Annotated in this window: 15 protein-coding genes; 8 read left to right on the top strand and 7 right to left on the bottom strand. The window is 37.3% G+C overall.

Annotated elements, in window-relative coordinates:
* Window positions 1-22: 22 nt before the first annotated feature.
* Window positions 23-1,660 carry a response regulator gene (locus KO505_RS05640; protein WP_216054477.1) on the bottom strand — a complete coding sequence of 546 codons (1,638 nt, stop codon included), beginning with the start codon at window positions 1,658-1,660 and terminating at the stop codon, window positions 23-25.
* Window positions 1,661-1,816: 156 nt separating this feature from the next.
* A complete protein-coding gene (gene metK, locus KO505_RS05635; RefSeq protein ID WP_216054476.1) occupies window positions 1,817-2,968 on the bottom strand; it encodes a methionine adenosyltransferase in 1,152 nt (383 codons plus the stop codon).
* A 271-nt stretch (window positions 2,969-3,239) separates the two neighbouring features.
* Between metK and KO505_RS05630 the strand changes: the two genes are divergently transcribed.
* Together KO505_RS05630 and KO505_RS05625 are read left to right on the top strand one after the other, a co-directional pair.
* On the top strand, window positions 3,240-6,053 hold the full coding sequence (locus KO505_RS05630) for a pitrilysin family protein (protein WP_216054475.1): 2,814 nt from the start codon (window positions 3,240-3,242) through the stop codon (window positions 6,051-6,053).
* 209 nt (window positions 6,054-6,262) lie between these two features.
* On the top strand, window positions 6,263-8,428 hold the full coding sequence (locus KO505_RS05625; RefSeq protein WP_216054474.1) for a M3 family metallopeptidase: 2,166 nt from the start codon (window positions 6,263-6,265) through the stop codon (window positions 8,426-8,428).
* A gap of 81 nt (window positions 8,429-8,509) precedes the next feature.
* On the opposite strand, the gene KO505_RS17555 is transcribed toward KO505_RS05625, so the two are convergent.
* Entirely contained in the window at window positions 8,510-9,013 is a 504-nt protein-coding gene (locus tag KO505_RS17555; RefSeq protein WP_216054473.1) for a DM13 domain-containing protein, read from the bottom strand.
* 279 nt (window positions 9,014-9,292) lie between these two features.
* Between KO505_RS17555 and tkt the strand changes: the two genes are divergently transcribed.
* The 3 genes from tkt (at window position 9,293) to KO505_RS05605 (ending at window position 13,662) form a co-directional block, all read left to right on the top strand.
* Window positions 9,293-11,284: a transketolase gene (gene tkt, locus KO505_RS05615; protein WP_216054472.1), complete on the top strand. Its 1,992-nt coding sequence runs from the start codon at window positions 9,293-9,295 to the stop codon at window positions 11,282-11,284.
* A gap of 122 nt (window positions 11,285-11,406) precedes the next feature.
* Window positions 11,407-12,441 carry an erythrose-4-phosphate dehydrogenase gene (epd, locus tag KO505_RS05610; protein WP_216054471.1) on the top strand — a complete coding sequence of 345 codons (1,035 nt, stop codon included), beginning with the start codon at window positions 11,407-11,409 and terminating at the stop codon, window positions 12,439-12,441.
* Between the two features lie 57 nt (window positions 12,442-12,498).
* Entirely contained in the window at window positions 12,499-13,662 is a 1,164-nt protein-coding gene (locus KO505_RS05605) for a phosphoglycerate kinase (protein ID WP_216054470.1), read from the top strand.
* Window positions 13,663-13,757: 95 nt separating this feature from the next.
* Here KO505_RS05605 and KO505_RS05600 read toward each other — a convergent pair whose 3' ends face one another.
* Window positions 13,758-14,489 carry a glutathione peroxidase gene (locus KO505_RS05600; protein WP_216054469.1) on the bottom strand — a complete coding sequence of 244 codons (732 nt, stop codon included), beginning with the start codon at window positions 14,487-14,489 and terminating at the stop codon, window positions 13,758-13,760.
* A gap of 99 nt (window positions 14,490-14,588) precedes the next feature.
* The gene (locus KO505_RS05595; protein WP_216054468.1) at window positions 14,589-15,665 is read right to left on the bottom strand and encodes an energy transducer TonB; all 1,077 of its coding nucleotides are present in this window, start codon (window positions 15,663-15,665) and stop codon (window positions 14,589-14,591) included.
* 142 nt (window positions 15,666-15,807) lie between these two features.
* Between KO505_RS05595 and KO505_RS05590 the strand changes: the two genes are divergently transcribed.
* Window positions 15,808-16,935, top strand: coding sequence for a MalY/PatB family protein (locus tag KO505_RS05590; RefSeq protein WP_216054467.1), 1,128 nt, complete (start codon window positions 15,808-15,810; stop codon window positions 16,933-16,935).
* Between the two features lie 75 nt (window positions 16,936-17,010).
* Here KO505_RS05590 and KO505_RS05585 read toward each other — a convergent pair whose 3' ends face one another.
* Together KO505_RS05585 and KO505_RS05580 are read right to left on the bottom strand one after the other, a co-directional pair.
* Window positions 17,011-17,685 carry a nitroreductase family protein gene (locus KO505_RS05585; RefSeq protein ID WP_216054466.1) on the bottom strand — a complete coding sequence of 225 codons (675 nt, stop codon included), beginning with the start codon at window positions 17,683-17,685 and terminating at the stop codon, window positions 17,011-17,013.
* 100 nt (window positions 17,686-17,785) lie between these two features.
* A complete protein-coding gene (locus KO505_RS05580) occupies window positions 17,786-18,292 on the bottom strand; it encodes a DUF3087 domain-containing protein (protein ID WP_216054465.1) in 507 nt (168 codons plus the stop codon).
* A 252-nt stretch (window positions 18,293-18,544) separates the two neighbouring features.
* On the opposite strand from KO505_RS05580, the gene KO505_RS05575 reads away from it, so the two are divergent.
* Both KO505_RS05575 and KO505_RS05570 read left to right on the top strand, forming a co-directional pair.
* Window positions 18,545-18,973 carry a hotdog fold thioesterase gene (locus tag KO505_RS05575; RefSeq protein ID WP_216054464.1) on the top strand — a complete coding sequence of 143 codons (429 nt, stop codon included), beginning with the start codon at window positions 18,545-18,547 and terminating at the stop codon, window positions 18,971-18,973.
* Window positions 18,973-19,746 carry a HupE/UreJ family protein gene (locus tag KO505_RS05570; RefSeq protein WP_216054463.1) on the top strand — a complete coding sequence of 258 codons (774 nt, stop codon included), beginning with the start codon at window positions 18,973-18,975 and terminating at the stop codon, window positions 19,744-19,746. Before KO505_RS05575 ends, KO505_RS05570 begins: the two co-directional genes overlap by 1 nt.
* The last annotated feature ends 17 nt before the right edge of the window (window positions 19,747-19,763 follow it).

The raw sequence follows: 19,763 nt of genomic DNA, 5'->3' as shown, positions 1-19,763 counted from the left end.
AAGCACAAGTAGTTGATTATAATTATAAATATTGTTGCTCCAACATCTCATTTAACTTTTCAAATCTAAGTGTCTGCGCTTCAGTTAACTCGGACTGCAGTATCGTTTTTTTACAGCGAATGATAATTGTTTTTAACTCATGATGTTCAATATTTAAATTAGACTCAATCAAAGTTTGCATTAAATTTAATGCAATAGTTGAGCTTTTGGGCATGACTTTAAATGCACTATCAAAGGCTTTAAGTGCGTCATCCAAATGACCTGCCTCAAAGAAACTTACCGCTTTATTATTTAGCTCTTTTGGTGATTCCTTAATGTCATTGCGAAGTGATTTTTCGACAGCGATGTATTGGCTAAATAAGGATGAAGCCTCTGGCGATTGGCAGTACTCCGCGAGTTCATTAAAAAGAATGTGCGATAACTTGTGTAAACCTAACTCATGGAATGCTTTTGCCAAGTCTAATACGTCATCTTGGTTGGTTTCATCAATGTATATTTTCTGATGTTCAACGCGCTTAATACTGTCAGATAACAACTCCTTAGCTTTCGCCTTTTCATTTTTTAAATTAAATAATCTAGCTTGCACAACGTCAATTTGACTAGTAATTGCATCACTTTTGAAGCTACCTTTAATACTACCTAATATACTTTGGCTAGAATGAATCAAACGTAAAACGTCTTCCTCTTCAAACGACGTTAACCCTAGATCAATGGCGGAGCGTACTGCAGATAAATATATTTGCGGCGAATCGTGAATCGAAAATTTACTATTGCGGATAATGTGATTACTGGCTTCATGTTGACATTCATAGTCATGTGTTAATCGGGCTACACTGACCAGCTCTTTTAAACGATTGATATTTCTAGGAGATATTTCCGTGGCTTGTTTTAATACAACTAATGCCTTATCAAAATCATGTAGTTTTTGGTTAATAACACTTAAATGATCCAATGCCGCTAATTTAGTTTGAGGTTGATTAAATAGTTGCTCAATTGATGTAAGGGCTTCCTCTGTTTTTTCAAGGTGGATCTGACACTCAGTTAACCCTAATAAAGCCCAAGGATGTGGATGAATACTAATGACTTTACTAAAAAAACGTTCGCCTGAATCCCAATGTTGTAATGATAAAATGATGTCACCTTTCATTTTCATTAGGTATGGGATCTTAAGGGGATTTTTATTGTTACTTATATGGTTATTTAACTTTAAATTAGCCGCTTTGTAGTCATACTGATCTAGTTTAAGTAGTACGTCTTTTATCGCTATTTTTTTACTTAAAGAACGTATTAGCCTTTTTTCAATATTTTGCGTTGTAAAAGGTTTTAAAATTACATCATCTGGATTTAACTCGATGACACTTTGACTTGATGCTAGGTCATTTTCAGAACTTAAATAAATAAACGTCATCGAAGGTAATAATAAACCTTCCGCTACAATTTGTTCGTACAACTGATATCCATCGGCGCCTTTACTAAGATCGGAAGCACAAATAATTAAATCATAACGGTTAGTTTTTAATGCTCTTAACGCTAAATATGACCGGTCAACGATATCAACGTTATCAAATCCAATATTAGTTAATGAATACTTTAAATGACTTTGGGCTAATGGTTGTTGCTCAATGATTAAAGCTGAATGTAAGTGATTTTTTAGATCCATAAAAAGTTCGTTTAGCCCTAGTCTTAACTTAATACTAGAGACTAATGAAGTGAATGCAATCAAACAAAATATTTAAATTGATTATAGGGCGATAGTTGTATTTTTCAGACAATAAAAAACCCTGACGTGCAGGGTTTTTATTAATTGTAGATTAGGTTATAAACCAGCATCCGCTCTTAAAGCTTCAACTTTATCCGTCGCTTCCCACGGGAACTCAGGACGGCCAAAGTGACCATAAGCTGCAGTAGCTCGATAAATTGGACGTTCTAAATCTAACATTTGAATTAAGCCATATGGTCTTAAATCAAAGTGTCTACGAACTAATTCAATTAATTTATCTTCGCTTAACTTGCTTGTACCAAATGTTTCAATACTAATAGACGTAGGTTCTGCAACGCCGATAGCATAAGATACTTGTAACTCAGCTTTATCAGCTAAGCCTGCCGCAACAATATTTTTTGCAACATAACGTGCCGCGTAAGCTGCTGAACGATCAACTTTTGATGGATCTTTACCAGAGAAAGCACCACCACCATGTCTTGCCATACCTCCGTATGTATCAACAATGATTTTACGACCAGTTAAACCACAATCACCCATAGGTCCGCCAATGACAAAACGACCGGTAGGATTGATAAAGAACTTAGTCTCTTTATTTAATAAGTGGGCTGGCAAAGTTGGTTTAATAATGGTTTCCATTACCGCTTCAACTAAATCATTTTGAGCAATACTGTCACAGTGCTGAGTTGATAAAACTACAGCGTCGATGCCGACTGGTTTGCCATTTTCATATGCAAAGGTAACTTGAGATTTTGCATCTGGACGTAACCAAGGCAATGTACCGTCTTTACGTACTTCAGCTTGGCGTTTCACTAATCGATGCGAATATTCAATTGGAGCAGGCATTAAAACGTCAGTTTCGTTACATGCGTAACCAAACATAAGACCTTGGTCTCCAGCGCCTTGTTCGTGTAGTTCTTTACGGTCAACACCTTGATTAATATCTGGTGATTGTTTACCTATTGTATTTAAAATTGCACATGAGTTTGCATCAAACCCCATGTCCGAATGGACATATCCAATTTCACTTACGGTTTTACGAGTTAACTCTTCAATATCAACCCAAGCGCTAGTTGTGATTTCACCACCAACCATAACCATGCCAGTTTTAACATAAGTTTCACAAGCAACACGTGCTTTAGGGTCTTGTTCTAATATAGCGTCAAGTACAGCATCAGAAATTTGATCTGCAATTTTATCAGGATGCCCTTCAGACACAGATTCAGAGGTAAATAAATGTTTAGCCATTAATAATCTCACTTTGTAAAATCCAATTTGAAACTGAATTTGAGGTTTTTAAATGTCGAATACAGCAATTTTAATACAAAAAGGATACAAACACCTAGAACTTTTTGCGTCTAGACGTCTATACGTTTTAAAATTGATGGGGTTTAGTGTTATAAAATCGTTACACTTATGTGAAGTTGTAAAAAATAGTTACAAAATAAATATAACTATTTTTGGAAATATTGATTTAGATCCTTTATAAACAGGGAACTTTAAAATAGGAACTTATTGAATGACGATTATCACTCATCTCACAAAGCCAAGGTTTAGTTTAGCTAAAACTTTATTATCTTCAGCTGTAGTCTTTACTTTATCAGCTTGTTCAAGTAACTCATCAGAATCAGATATAGCCGTAAAAGCCAATCCCAAAATGGCAACGCAAGCAGCTAAAATTGAATACGTTCGTAATGTAGAAGGGATTGATGAATATACCCTTACCAATGGTATGAAAGTGTTGTTATACCCAGATCCTGCACAGCCAAAAACATTAGTGAATATTACCTATCGTGTTGGTTCTATCCACGAAAATTATGGTGAGACCGGTATGGCTCATTTGTTAGAGCATATGTTGTTTAAAGGCTCTACAAGTTATAAAGAAATTGATAAAGAGTTTAATAAGCGTGGCATGAGAGTAAATGCTACAACTTGGTTAGATAGAACTAACTACTTCGAGCTTTTCGAGTCTAATGAAGAGAACTTAGCTTGGGCTTTAGGAATGGAAGCGGACCGTATGGTTAACGCAACCTTCTCAAAAACTGAATTAGAAAGTGAAATGACAGTTGTACGTAACGAAATGGAACGTGGTGAAAATAGTCCATTTAGAATGTTAAGTGCGCGTATGGGCTCAACAGCATATTTATGGCATAACTACGCAAACTCCACCATTGGAGCTCGCTCAGATGTTGAAAACTTTCCGTTTGCCAAACTTCGTAAATTCTACGATAAACACTACCGCCCAGATAATGCGGTATTAACTATCGCAGGTCGTTTTGATAAAAATAAAACACTGGCTTTAATCGAACAAACATTTGGAATGTTGGCTAAACCAGCAACTGAAATAGAAAAACTGTATACGGTAGAACCTGTACAAGACGGTGAGCGTATAGTGAATTTACGTCGTACAGGCGAAGTGCCTATTGTTGCTGCGCAATATCATGTGCCTTCAGCACTTCATGAAGATACGCCAGCTATTCAAGTATTAGTTCAGTTGTTATCTGATAACGCCCGTGGACGTATGCAAAAAATGTTAGTAGAGCCTGGTGTTGCATCAGGTACTGGCGCTTATTCTTATTTAAGAAAAGATCCATCAGCTCTTACTATTATTGCTCAAGGTTTTAAAGGCAAAGATATAAATGAAATGGAAGCGGCGTTATTAACATTAGCCGAAGATATTAAAACAAAGAAAATTTCAGCCACAGAAGTTGAACAAGCGAAAGTATCTATTTTAAAAGAAACGGAAGACGGGTTACGAAATGTAACTTCGGTTGGTATGGAATTATCAGAGTTTATTGCAATGGGGGATTACCGTTATATATTCTTCTTCCGCGATTTAGTTGAAAAAGTAACGGTAGAAGATGTGCAACGTGTTGCAGAGAAATATCTAATTGAAAGTAATCGTACTTTAGGCCGCTTTATTCCAACTAAAGACCCTGTAAGAGCAGAAATCACACCAGCTAAAGACATCAACGAAATTTTAGCGACTTATAAAGGCCGTGAAGCTATCGAAGCGGGTGAAGTATACGACAATAATGTTGAAAACATCACAGCTCGTTTACAAGAGTTTAATTGGACTGTGGGAACTACGTTAAGTGTTTATCCTAAAAAACTACGTGGTGGTGAAGTTCGAATCGAAATGACATTACCGACTGGTAACATTGATTCACTTAAAGGTTATGAGCAAGACTTTAAATTAATGGGCGGCCTTTTATACAGCGGTAATGCTAAATACTCTAAAGAAGATATCGCTTCTAAATTAGATGAACTTAAAGCATCCGTGAATATTAGTACTAATTCGATTGGCACTATCAATGTAAGTATTAAAGCGGTTAAAGCGCATTTAGATGACACCTTAGATTTTGTTCACGAAATGCTAGCCACTCCTTTATTTGAAGAATCTGAAATTAACATAGACCGAAATGCAACGGTAACCAGTCTAGAGTCAAATAGAAATGAGCCTTCAGCTATCGCTGCCGCTACGCTTCGTGAATCTATTAATGGTCACCCAAAAGGTCACCCGTTAGCGTTCAAAACTCTAGATCAACAAATTGATGCTCTTAATAAAGTCACACGTGCTCGTTTACAAAAAGTACATAAAGCACATATGTCAGTTAAAAATGGTCATATTGGTGTTGTAGGTGATGTAGATGCGAAAGCCTTTTCAGAAAAATTCGAAAAGTTATTCTCGGATCTTAAAGGCACTGCTAAATACGTTGAGATGAAAGGCAACTTAAAAGATATTTCAGGTATTGATAGCTGGATTGAAACGCCAGATAAAGCCAACTCTATGTTATTTATTGGTCATAGAGTTGAGTTAAATAAACAACACCCTGATTATCATGCTGCGACCGTCGCAAATTCAATATTTGGTGGTAGTGGTTTTGCTTCACGTTTAATGCAACGTATTCGTGTTAAAGAAGGTTACAGCTATGGTACAGGTTCAGGCCTGCAATTAGATTTTAATGAGCCAAACGGCTTATATTATATGCGTGCTATAGCAGCACCAGAAAATATGAAAAAAGTGGTTGCTGCGTACAAAGAAGAAGTTGCAAAAGCCGCCACTGAAGGGTTTACGCAAACTGAAGTTGATAATGCGATTGAAGGTGAGTTGAAAAGCTTACGAGTGTCATGGTCAAATGATGGCACCATCGCTAACTTATTAGCTGATAATAAACAGCTTAAGCGTGATTTAACTTGGTACACAGAATATGTGGAAAAAATGAATGCATTAACATTAGATCAGGTTAATGCTGCATTTAACAAATATATTGCTACTAAAGAGTTAAATATTTTTACAGCTGGTGACTTTGCTAAAGCGGCAAAAAAATAATACCTAAGTACAAAGTTTAATTATCTTTAGATAAAAACGGGATAAACAAAAACGCGATGAGCATTTTCATCGCGTTTTTTTTGTTTAAAACAAAATGCATTTATAACATTGGCTGTCATCGTGATAAACGTGACGTTTACCTTACTGCATCTTGTTCCAAATATAACAGTCTGATTAGATATGATAATAATTATAACAATAGGAATATCATGAAAAATAAAATAACAATTGCTGTCGCTATTGCTTTAATGGCCGGACTTACAGGTTGTGGGCAGTCTTCAAACTCCTCTGAAACGTCAAATCCTAAAAAAATTGAACAACAAATAAATAATACAGTTTTAGCAAAGTGGACTGGACCGTATTCAGGCGTTCCAGCGTTTGATACCGTAAAGCTTGCCGATCTTAAACCGGCATTTGAAATCGCCATGGCTAAAAAGTTAGCTGAAGTTGACGCTATTGTGAGTAACTCTGAACCCGCAACATTTGAAAATACTATTGTGGCATTAGAGCGTTCAGGAGCAGATTTAAACCGTATTTACACATATTATGGTATTTGGCGTTCAAATAAATCAACAGCAGAAACCAGAGCTGTTGCTGGTGAACTAGCACCTGTATTATCAACTTTCTATTCTAAAATAAATCAAAATAAAGCACTTTTTAATCGTATTAAAGATGTTTTTTTAAGTGATGAAATGAATACCTTGCGTAAAGATCAGCAACGTATGGTGACCGAGCAATACCAAGGATTTGTTCGTAGTGGCGCCTTGCTTAACGAACAAGATCAAAAACGTTACGCAGAAATTAATCTAGAACTGTCAGAATTACACACCCAATTTGGTAACAATGTATTAGCTGACGAAGAAAATTATGTAACGTATTTAACCAAAGAACAGCTAGGTGGATTACCGGAGTCAGTTATATCTGCGGCAGCTTCAGCAGCGAGTTCTATGGGGAAATCTGGGCAATACGCTATTACTAATACGCGCTCTTCAATGGACCCATTTTTAACTTATTCAACAGAACGAGCTTTACGTGAACAAGTTTGGAATACGTATTACAGCCGCGGTGATAATGGTGATGAATTTGATAATAATAAAATCATTGCTGAGATTTTAAAACTTCGTCATGAACGTGTTCAATTGTTGGGATATGACAACTATGGACAGTGGCGTTTAGAAAACCGCATGGCGAAAAACCCTGATAATGCATTTAAATTAATGAATGCAGTTTGGCCGGCAGCGATTGCACGTGTGGAACAAGAAGTTGCAGACATGCAAGCAGTTGCAAATGAAGAAGGCGCTGATATCAAAATTGCTCCTTGGGATTATCGTTTTTATGCCGAAAAAGTACGAAAAGCAAAATACGATTTAGACTCGGACGAAGTAAAGCAATACCTACAACTAGACAATTTACGAGACGCGATGTTTTATGTTGCTGGCGAATTGTTTGACTTTAAATTTACTGCTATTACCGACAATAGTGTGCCTGTATTTGACCCTGACGTCACCGTTTGGGAAGTGACAAAGCTATCAAATAATGAACACGTTGGCGTTTGGTATTTAGACCCATACGCTAGAAAAGGTAAACGTTCAGGTGCATGGGCAACAACGTATCGTAGCCATACCAGCTATGATGGTAAAACGAATGTGTTAGCGTCAAATAATTCAAATTTCATTAAAGGTGAAGCCGGTAAACCAACGTTAATCTCTTGGTCAGATGCAGAAACCTTATTCCATGAATTTGGCCATGCGTTACACTTTTTAGCTTCAAACGTAGAGTATCCTTCACAAAACGGTGGCGTTCGTGATTACACTGAATTCCAGTCTCAATTATTAGAGCGCTGGTTAACCACTGATCCTGTGATTGATAACTACTTAGTGCATAATAAAACAGGTAAACCAATCCCAGCAGATTTAGTGGCTAAAATTAAAAAGGCAGCCACGTTTAATGAAGGCTTTAAAACCACGGAGTATTTAGCGTCTGCAATTATTGACTTAAAACTGCATACAATGGATCCAACAGGTATTGATATCGACAAATTTGAGCTTGAAACTTTAGCTGAAATGAATATGCCGAAAGAAATGGTGATGCGTCACCGTACACCGCATTTTGGACATGTGTTTTCTGGTGAAGGTTATTCTGCGGGTTATTACGGTTACATGTGGGCAGAAGTTTTGACCTCAGATGCTGCAGAAGCATTTGAGCAAGCGCCAGGCGGTTATTATGACAAAGGAATGGCCAAGAAGTTAGTTGATCATTTATTCTCTGTGCGTAACGCCGTTGACCCAGCAGAAGCATACCGTGCTTTCAGAGGGCGTGACGCAAAAGTTGAAGCATTAATGCGAGATCGTGGATTTCCAATCCCTAAAAAGTAACTTAATTGTTTTAACAAACGTAATAAAAAAGCTTCAATGTTGAAGCTTTTTTTATTTATCCCAAATAGATTTAAAGATTATTTAATTAAATAAACTGTCCCCAAAACTCACTCCCACATCCGAACACCAAATACTAATACCATTTAAATCATCCAAAGTTTTATTTTCAGGCAATTGGACGGTGAAAGTTTGGTTTTCATAACGAGTACCAAATATATTGTCGCTGATCGCGAACCCTATAGGTGGGTGATAATTTTCATTTATACCGGCATACACTTCAACGATGATGCCTCCACCGTCATAATTAAAATTGGTAATTTCAATGGTACAGTCATTCAAAATAGTGGCGGTGCCACTAACACTATGGGCTAAGGTGCTTAGCTCTCCTGTTTGCCCCACCATTTCATGATCAGATGAACATTCTCTTAATTGAACCTCAGGGGTGTCCTCATCAGTTGTATTATCGGAGCCATCAGTAACTTCTATGATATCGCTCGGTTGTTGTTCTTCAAGATCAGGATCGCCACTACTGCATGCTGATAAAAAACTGATGATTAGTATTAAGATAAAGTGTTTAAAAATCACAATATTCTCCAATTGATATAGTGAACCGCTTATGGGTAAAAATGAATAACCGTGAATTAGAATGTGACTAATTTACAAGGTTGTTATCAATAGACCTTATAAGCAGACTTTTAATTACAAAGTTGATTTATTAAATAAATCGATTCAGTTAAATCAATATAATTTGCTTTATTTCATTTTTATCTTAGTTAATCACTTAGAGTAATTGCTTTCATTGGCATTTTTAGGTCAAATAGCCCCAAGCAGAACTTCACTATAATAAAAATTTCAGGATTTCACATGACGACAAAACGAGACTTAGCTAATGCGATCAGGGCATTAAGTATGGATGCGGTGCAACAAGCCAACTCAGGCCACCCAGGTGCACCTATGGGAATGGCAGATATTGCCGAAGTATTGTGGAATGATTTTTTAAAACATAATCCAACTAATCCAAACTGGGCGGACCGCGATCGTTTTGTATTATCAAACGGTCATGGATCAATGTTAATTTATTCATTATTACATTTATCAGGTTATGACTTACCTATTGGTGAAATCAAAAACTTCCGTCAATTACATTCTAAAACACCAGGTCATCCGGAATACGGTTATACACCAGGTGTAGAAACCACAACGGGTCCTCTAGGTGCAGGTGTTTCTAATGCCGTAGGTATGGCGATTGCTGAAAAAACGTTAGCGGCACAGTTTAACCGTGAAGGGCACGATGTAGTTGACCATTTCACTTATTGTTTCTTAGGTGACGGCTGTTTAATGGAAGGTATTTCCCATGAAGCAAGTTCATTAGCTGGCACGTTGAAGCTTGGAAAATTAATTGCTTTTTATGATGACAATGGCATCAGTATTGATGGTGAAGTTGAAGGCTGGTTTACTGAAGATACCTCTGCACGTTTTAAAGCTTACGGTTGGCATGTTGTTGAAGCCATCGACGGTCACGATGCCGCGGCGATAAGCGCAGCGATTGCCGAAGCGCAATCGGTTACTGACAAACCGTCAATGATCATTTGTAAAACTACTATAGGTTTTGGTTCACCAAACAAACAAGGTACCCACAACTGTCACGGTGCACCTTTAGGTGACGATGAAATTAAAGCCGCTCGTGAATTGTTAAATTGGCCACATGCACCTTTTGAAATCCCTGCAGACGTATACGCCGGTTGGGATGCTAAAGAAGATGGTACGGAATTAGAAAATGAGTGGAACGAAAAGTTTGTTGCTTATAAAAATGCACATCCTGAACTTGCTGCCGAATTTGAACGTCGTGTAATTTTAGGTGAATTACCAGAAGACTTTTCTGAGAAAGCGTATGCTTACGCATTAGAGTGCCAAGATAAAGGCGAGAAAATCGCTTCACGTAAAGCATCACAAAATACAATAGAAATGTTCGGCTCATTATTGCCTGAGTTATTAGGTGGTTCTGCAGATTTAGCGGGTTCAAACTTAACACTTTGGTCTGGCTCTAAAGGCATTCAAGATGACGCTGCCGGTAACTACATTTATTATGGTGTACGTGAGTTCGGAATGAGCGGCATAATGAATGGTATTTCATTACACGGTGGTTTCATTAACTATGGCGCGACTTTCCTAATGTTTATGGAATACGCACGCAACGCTGTACGTATGTCAGCATTAATGGGCATACAAAATATATTTGTATACACCCACGATTCAATTGGTCAAGGCGAAGATGGGCCAACTCATCAGCCAATTGAACAAGTTGCTAACTTACGTATGACACCGAATATGCATACCTGGCGTCCAGCTGATGCAACGGAAAGTGCTATCGCATGGAAGTCTGCAGTTGAATATACCGACGGCCCGTCAGCATTAATATTCTCGCGTCAAGGTTTACCGTCAAATGTTCGTACAGCTGAGCAAGTTGCACAAATTGAGAAGGGCGGTTACGTACTTGTTGATTGTGAAGGCACACCTGAGGTCATTTTAATCGCTACCGGTTCTGAAGTTGAATTAGCCGTAAATTCACAAAAAGCATTAACGGAGCAAGGGATAAAAACCCGTGTTGTGTCTATGCCTTGTACTAACTTATTTGATCAACAAGATGCTGAATATAAACAATCAGTATTACCAAATAGCGTAGTGAAACGTGTTGCTATCGAAGCGGCACACGTTGATTACTGGGCTAAATATGTTGGTTTTTCTGGGGCCGTTGTTGGTATGAGTACCTTTGGTGAATCAGCGCCAGGTAACGTTTTACTTGAGCATTTTGGCTTTACAGTAGAGAACGTAGTTAATACGGTAAAATCTTTATAAGTTAGTTCTTATAAATAAAAACTAATAGTTAGTCGATATTTATAAAATTGAAAAAGCGGGTATGATATACCCGCTTTTTGTATCTCACTTTCCAAGTTTTAATATCCAATGGAACAAATTTAATGACCCAACAAGCTCGTCCGATTAATGTTGCCATCAATGGTTTTGGCCGAATAGGTCGTAATGTATTACGTGCCGTTTATGAAACCGGTCGTGCATCTCAGGTCAATATTGTCGCGATAAATGAATTAGCCGAGCCTGAAGGTATAGCGCATTTATTAAAATACGATACATCACATGGTAAATTCGGTTTTGACGTTAAGTTAGATACGGATAAAAACTTACTGGTTGAAAATAGAAAAATTGAATTACTGTGCGTAAAAAAATTATCTGAGTTGCCTTGGCAACAACTGAATGTTGATGTGGTCTTAGATTGTACGGGGGTATATAAAAGCCAAGAAGACGGACAAGCCCATATTGATTCAGGCGCTAAAAAAGTAATATTCTCGCATCCTGCAGATAATGATATTGATGCAACTATCATATACGGCATTAACCATGATTTATTGACTTCAGAACATAACGTTATTTCAAATGGCTCATGCACAACCAACTGTATTGTTCCTGTCATCAAAGCATTAGACGATGCCTTTGGTGTAGACAGTGGCACAATTACGACCATACATTCATCGATGCATGATCAACAAGTTATTGATGCGTATCACCCAGATTTACGAAGAACCCGAGCAGCAAGCCAAAGCATTATTCCAGTAGACACTAAATTGGCTGCTGGAATAGAACGCATTATGCCGCAATTTGCCGGCCGATTTGAAGCCATTGCTGTGCGTGTACCAACGATAAATGTGACGGCGATGGATTTGAGTGTTTATGTAAACACAGATGTAGATATCGCCAAAGTGAATCAAGCCATTAATAAAGCATTATCAAATGGATTAAGTGGCATCTTAGGTTACACCGAAGAGCCTTTGGTTTCGGTAGATTTTAACCATGACCCTCATTCAGCCATTGTTGATGGCAATCAAACACGAGTGAGCCACAAACGTCTTGTTAAAGTATTAGCTTGGTGTGATAACGAGTGGGGTTTTGCCAACAGGATGTTAGACACCACATTAGAATTAAGAAAATATTTAAATTAATAATAAAATCATAAGCCACTAATTAGCTTAGTGTTTATATCAATAAGAGGAATAAAGATGTCAGTATTAAAAATGGCTGAGTTAGACTTACAAGGCAAAACGGTATTAATTCGTGAAGACCTTAATGTTCCAGTTAAAGATGGTGTTGTGACGTCAGCGGTTCGTATTAACTCTGCGTTACCAACTATTAAATTGGCGTTAGAAAAAGGCGCTAAAGTATTAGTGATGTCTCATCTTGGTCGCCCTGTTGAAGGTGAATACGATGAAGCGTTTTCATTAGCTCCTGTGGTTACATATTTAACAGAGAAATTAACAGTTCCTGTTCGTTTAGAAAAAGATTACTTAAATGGCGTTACGGCTAATGCTGGTGAAGTTGTTATTCTTGAGAATGTTCGTTTTAACGTTGGCGAAAAGAAAAACACAGATGAGTTAGCCAAACAATATGCAGCTTTATGTGATGTGTTTGTTATGGATGCATTTGGTACAGCGCATCGTGCACAAGGTTCAACTCATGGTGTTGCTAAGTTTGCACCTGTTGCTTGTGCTGGTCCTTTATTATCAGCTGAGTTAGAAGCATTAGGTAAGGCACTAGATAACCCAGCTAGACCGTTAGTGGCTGTGGTTGGTGGTTCTAAAGTTTCTACTAAGTTAACGGTATTAGAGTCGTTATCTAAAATCTGTGACCAACTAATTGTAGGTGGTGGCATCTCAAATACATTTGTTGCTGCACGTGGTTATAATGTTGGTCAATCTTTGTATGAAAAAGACTTGATCCCACAAGCTCAAAAACTAATGGCCGATCTTGATATTCCAGAAGTAACAGATGTACGTGTTGGCACAGAGTTCTCTGACACAGCAGTAGCCACGATAAAGCCAGTTGACCAAGTGCAAGACAATGAAGAGATCATGGATTTGGGTCCAGACTCTGCCCAAGCATTAGCTGACATTTTGAAAAATGCTAAAACCATTTTATGGAATGGCCCTTGTGGTGTTTTTGAGTTTGATAACTTTTCTAAAGGCACAGAAGTGGTTGCACAAGCCATTGCAGACAGTGACGCTTTTTCCGTGGCGGGTGGCGGTGATACGCTAGCGGCTATCGATAAATATGGTTTAGCGGATAAAGTTTCTTATATTTCTACCGGCGGCGGTGCGTTCTTAGAGTTTGTTGAAGGTAAAGTATTACCTGCTGTTGAAATTTTAGAGCAACGCGCTAAGTCTTAATATTAAATGCGAATATTAAGATGAAATAACAAAAGCCCAAATATGAAAATTCATATTTGGGCTTTTTAGTATTTCTTATTAAAAGCTGAGCTAAATTACTTTTCTAGGTATTCAGCTAATGCTTCACTTCCACCAATATGTTTACCTTCAACAAACACTTGTGGAACCGTTTCTTTGCCTGTCATAGCTTTTAAACTGGTTAAGCTTGCATCTTTACCCAATGTAATTTCTTCAAAAGCGTAACCAGCATTAGTTAACATTTCTTTTGCTGCTATACAAAATGGGCAATCTGGTTTTGTGAATAACGAAATCGCTTGCGGTTTTGCTGCGCTTGGGTTGATGTATTCCAACATAGTATCCGCATCAGAAACTTCAAACGGGTCACCCGGTTTTTGCGGCTCTATAAACATTTTTTCGATAACGCCATTTTTAACTAACATGGAATATCTCCATGAACGTTTACCAAAACCAACTTGAGACATGTCAACAATCATGCCCATCTTGTCTGTGAACTCACCATTACCATCAGGGAACATAGTAATATTTTGAGCTTCTTGATCTTTAGCCCAAGCATTCATCACAAAACTGTCGTTGACTGATACACAAACAATCTCATCTACGCCGTTTTTATTTAACGTTGCTGCAAGTTCGTTATAACGCGGTAAATGAGTAGAACTACAGGTTGGGGTAAATGCACCAGGTAGTGAAAATACAACAACCGTTTTGTCTTTAAATAATTCACCTGTGTTGATAGATTGCCAATCGTTCCCTACACGAACTGGAATAGTAACGTTTGGGATAGTTTGACCTTCAATTGATTTAAACATGTAATGACCTCTAAAATTGTTAATTGCGTTAACTGATGTAGTAATAATAACGCGCCACCTTAATTATTAAAATTAATTAAAATAGATGTTGATAATCGATTAAATAGATTGATTGAGTTCGATTAATTTAAAACTCGCGTGTTTTTGGCCTTCAACTAATACACTACATTGTCCCCAAGAGTCTGGGATAGTCCATTGATTATCAGGTTGGACAGTGAAAATATTTCGTTTATGTTGGCAACGTACTTCTAATTTATCTAAATCGCCATGAATATTAGTAATAGAAAAGTTATTTCTAATTAACTCATGTGTCCATACGTTTTTTGTTAATTCTCCTTGCACTAAAATTGGCGTTTCACTCTGCACCAAGAGTTGGATGTTTTGTATAATAGACTTATTACTTTTAACAAATTGTTGGGCAGCCTCGTTTTCAAATTTAGTTAAAAGTTCAAAAGTAGACATAGCCTTAGAAAATAATTGTTTCTCCAATTGGAAAATAAATAAACGATGTAAAATATCTACACTAATAGATTCCGGTAATGTACTACTCATTTGATTAGTGGCAGGTTTCGCATAGCGAGATACTTGTTTTAAATGATGGTATTGTTCATTTTTATTTTCAGTTAATAGGTAATAACGGAACTGTAAATAATGTGCCCAAGCAAGATCAGATATGTTTTTATTTTTGTAGTTATTTATATCATCGATAGATTCTTTTAATTCAGTTATGTTTTCTTCATCTAGACTTGTTGATGCTCGGTCAAATATTCGTTTGAATTTTTTAGATATTCCACTTTTACCTAGGCGGAAATCGAGTTGAACTGAATTTTGACAAGATTCTATTGCATCCCCGTTACTATTTAATGCAGGACTATAATGCCATTTCTTAACGGCTTTTTTTGCCTCGACAATAAAGTCGTTGGAACCTGCATTGTTTAATACAAGTACGTCTTCAACGTCACCATCTTTTGATACAACAAAACTTAATTGAACCCAGCCCTCTTGACCTGACCGTGCCGCTCTTGAGGGATATTTAGGCGCAATTCTTTTTACTGGCGTTGCTAATATAAGGCTGTCAATTAATCTGGAAACTGCATCTGGTTTTGTTTCAAGCTCACTTGAAAGGCCTTGAAAAGAAGCAATGATTAAGATTGAGGATAGTAATTTGTATAACATGAAAATTCCTTTTTTTATGTGAGCGGTTACTTTAACCTTTTGAAAAATAATTTCAAAATTAACTTATGCAAAATTAACAGTTGATTTTTGGACGTTTAGATGGCTATATGTGTATTATGTTATTTAAGAGTAGGTACGCCTTATGAGTTTTGATCAAGTTGTAGATAGAAGTGGCACATTTTCATTTAAGTGGGAAAGATATAAAGGCAAAGATATATTGCCGCTTTGGGTAGCCGATTCAGAATTTAAATGCGCACCGGCAATAGTTGAAGCGTTACAGAAACGTGTTGAGCACGGTGTATATGGTTATCATTTACCGGGAGAATATGAGCCTGCAATTAATGCCGTGGTTCGTTGGTTAAACGACAAACACGATTGGCAAATAAAGCCAGAGTGGATTGTATGGACTCCGGGTGTAGTACCAGCATTTAATGTGGCGTGTAAAGCCTACTGTGAGTCGGGTGATAAAGTACTAATACAAACACCTAATTATCCACCAATGTTCGCAGCACCAGCTAATAACGATTTAATTCGTGAAGAAGTAGGCACTGTTTTAGAAAATGGCCGTTGGACATTAGACTTTGCACAGTTAGAGGAAAAGGCATCTGATCCCAAAACCAAACTGTTTATTATGTGTAACCCAATGAATCCAGTGGGCACAGTAATGACAGAGGAAGAGTTAAGTAAGGTTGAGGCTATCTGCTTAAAGCATAACGTTGTTTTATGTTCAGATGAAATTCACTGTGACTTAATTTTAGATGAAAATGCTACTCATATTCCGGCGGGGAAATTAGCTGAAATCGGTTCTCAAACCATAACGTTAATGGCAGCAAGTAAAACCTTTAATGTTGCAGGTTTAGGCACATCGTTCGCTATTATTCCTGATGCGAGTGTCCGTTTGAAGTTCACTAAAGCCAGTGCTGGAATTGTACCTTGGGTAAATTTTATGGGCTTAGTAGCAACTGAAGTTGCATTTACTCAATGTGATGATTGGCACCAAGAGCAACTTGAATATTTAAGGGGGAATTTGGATTACGTGGTTGAACAAGTAGAAAAATTAAATGGTTTTTCTATTATCAAACCACAAGCCACTTTCTTAGCTTGGATTGATGGTTCTGAGTTAGGTGTTAGTAATGTTCATACTTACATGGAATCTAAAGGTGTGGGTCCGTCACCGGGTAAAGACTTTGGCTGGCCTAAATTTACTCGTATTAACTTTGGTTGTCCGCGCAGTATGTTAGAACAAGCGTTTGAACGTTTAAATAAATAAACATTCATATTTGTTTGCCAAGTTGTTACTGGTTAAGCCCTAATCATTATTAGGGCTTTTTTGTGGTTACAATATTTATAAAAAACTGGCTATCTGTGCCAATGTTTTTTTAGTTTGAGCGTGCTCTGGGACACTTGCATCTGCAGCAGGGTAACCTGCAATAATTAACATATAAGGGCGTTCATCTTCTGGCCGGTCACAAATTTTAGATAAGAAGTGCATCGGTTTTGGCGTATGAGTAAGGGTAACCAGTCCGGCATTGTGTAATGCATTTATCAGAAAACCCGTGGCGATGCCTACCGATTCGTGCACATAGTAGTTGGTGTTTTTATCTTCCGCATTCACACCACCTTTTTTCTGACTAAACACAGCGATTAACCATGGAGCATGTTCTAAATAAGGTTTATTTGAGTCAGTACCTAAAGGCTTTAACGCTTCCAGCCACTCTTCGCCAGCACGACCAGAGTAAAATCCTCGTTCATGTTGTTCTGCTTGTTCTCGCACTTGCTGTTTTACTTGATGTGAATGTATAGCGGTGAAATGCCACGGTTGATGATTCGCGCCACTTGGTGCAGTACCAGCTGCTTTTATGCAGTTTTCAATAATAGCTTGGTCGACGGGGCGGTCACTGAAACTTCTTATACTGTGTCTGCGTTTGATATCGAGATAAAACTGCTCAGAACGGGCTAACATTTCATCAGCAGGGTATTCAATATAATCAGTTAATGGGGTTGAATCGTGTTGTTTCATTGAGGCTCTCCGTGATTAATCGTCTATAGATTAACGATTTAACCACGGGTTAAGCAAGGATGGATTAGTTAATGTATTAAAATGTTAATCAGTATTTGTATTAGTAAGCTGACAAGCTTTTTCGTTCGAAATTTTCAGTGTTTATAGTTAAATTAAGGCTTGCAATTTGGCTGTCTAACTCAGCCGCTTTAATATTCAATGAACTAAGCGTAATAGTATTGTCATCCAAAGTGTATAATTGAATACAGGCTTTATAGTAAAAGTACATAATCTCGATGGCTGTTACGTCGTTCTCATTAACCGCTAAGTTAATCTTTTTGCTCTTTCGATGAATTTGATTAAGGACTTGTTTTAGATCCCACACATAAGCAATTTCATACATAAAAGGGTGTTGTTTATATTTTGCTAATATAGAACCAATAATAAATGACGCGATTACGACCCCTGCAAAGTTGATCCAAAAGTGCGAGCTTTCACCATCGTTCACCAGATAAATGACTAAGGTTGAAATGGAGAGGGATAGTACAATTAATCCAACAATACATGCCAAAATGACTTTGTTTAGATGTTTTCTATAACGAGTTTTATCAATGTTTTCTAGTTTCATTTTTCACTTATTCAGCAATTAAATTAAATAGGTTGTGTATTAAGTTGTGCACTTAATATGACGGAATATTTAGAATATAACTAATTTTATAACACTGAGTATACATTAAGGTGAATAGCGAATGAACGTAAGTCTACGAACTAAGTGTATGTTTCGATGAAAAAGCCAAAATTAGCGATAAAGCATTAATATTTCGATATAAATTACGTTAATATAGCGGCAATAGTAAACGTGATTAAGGTTGTTTATAACATGAGTATTTGGTTTTTACCTCCAGAATTGAGTGTCATTAATTCATGGAACAAAGGTACTATGTTGGAGCATTTAGGAATTGAAATAACGGAAGTTGGGGAGGATTACATTGAAGGGACTATGCCTGCGGATAATCGCACTTTTCAACCGTTTAAACTCGTTCATGGTGGTGCCAACGTTGTTCTCGCTGAATCGTTAGGTTCGATAGGAGCTCAGTTAACCATTGACCCAGCCCAATATTATTGTGTTGGTCAAGAGGTAAACGCAAATCATTTACGAGGGGTTCGACAAGGAACGGTTCGTGGCAGAGCTGAACAAGTTTATAAAGGTAAAACGTCTCAAGTTTGGGAAATAAAACTGTATGATCAACGTAATAAAATGACCTGTATTTCTCGATTGACGGTCGCTGTAGTTAAGGTAGTAAAATAATGAAAAATGCAATAATAATGACTTTGGTTCTGTTTATATCCATGATGACCTTATCCAGCCAAGCGATTGAAACTGGGGATAAAACGGAAAATCAAAAAGTAAAAACAACGGATAAAAAAACCATGACCATCTCGCCAGAGATGAAAGCAGCTATGGTAGCAAAAGATAATAACAGCAATACACAGCCCGCTAATGTGGTTGATGGATTATCTACGTCAGAACGCTTTGTAAAATACTTACATTCAGGCTTTATTCATATTATTCCAAAAGGCATTGATCACATTTTATTTGTGCTTGGATTATTTTTATCCACCATCATGTTCAGAAAACTAGTATGGCAAGTCACTACGTTTACCTTAGCGCATAGCATAAGTTTGGGGTTAGCCGCGTCAGGGGTTATTTCAATAAGTGCGGATATTATCGAGCCGCTTATTGCATTAAGTATTGCGTTTGTTGCTTTTGAAAATATCAGAAACTCAGAAGCAGGCTCCTCAAGATTGATCATGATCTTTATTTTTGGTTTGTTGCACGGTTTAGGCTTTGCTTTTGTACTCACTGAATTTGGTTTGCCTTCCAACTCTTTCGTAACGTCATTATTTGCCTTCAATATAGGTGTGGAAGTAGGGCAGTTAACTGTTTTGGCTGTAGCTGGAGTACTTTTATATTCTTGGAGTAAAAAGCCAAGTTATAGAATGTTCGTGCAAATTCCCGGTTCAGTGTTAATAGGTTTTGTTGGACTTTATTGGACAATTGAAAGGTTATTAAATATTTAAGTTGAATTCAGATCTAG

Source organism: Psychrosphaera sp. F3M07 (genome assembly GCF_018860345.1).
Classification (GTDB): domain Bacteria; phylum Pseudomonadota; class Gammaproteobacteria; order Enterobacterales; family Alteromonadaceae; genus Psychrosphaera; species Psychrosphaera aquimarina.
The sequence above is the reverse complement of the archived record's forward strand: the minus strand, read 5'-3'. Positions and strand labels throughout refer to the sequence as shown.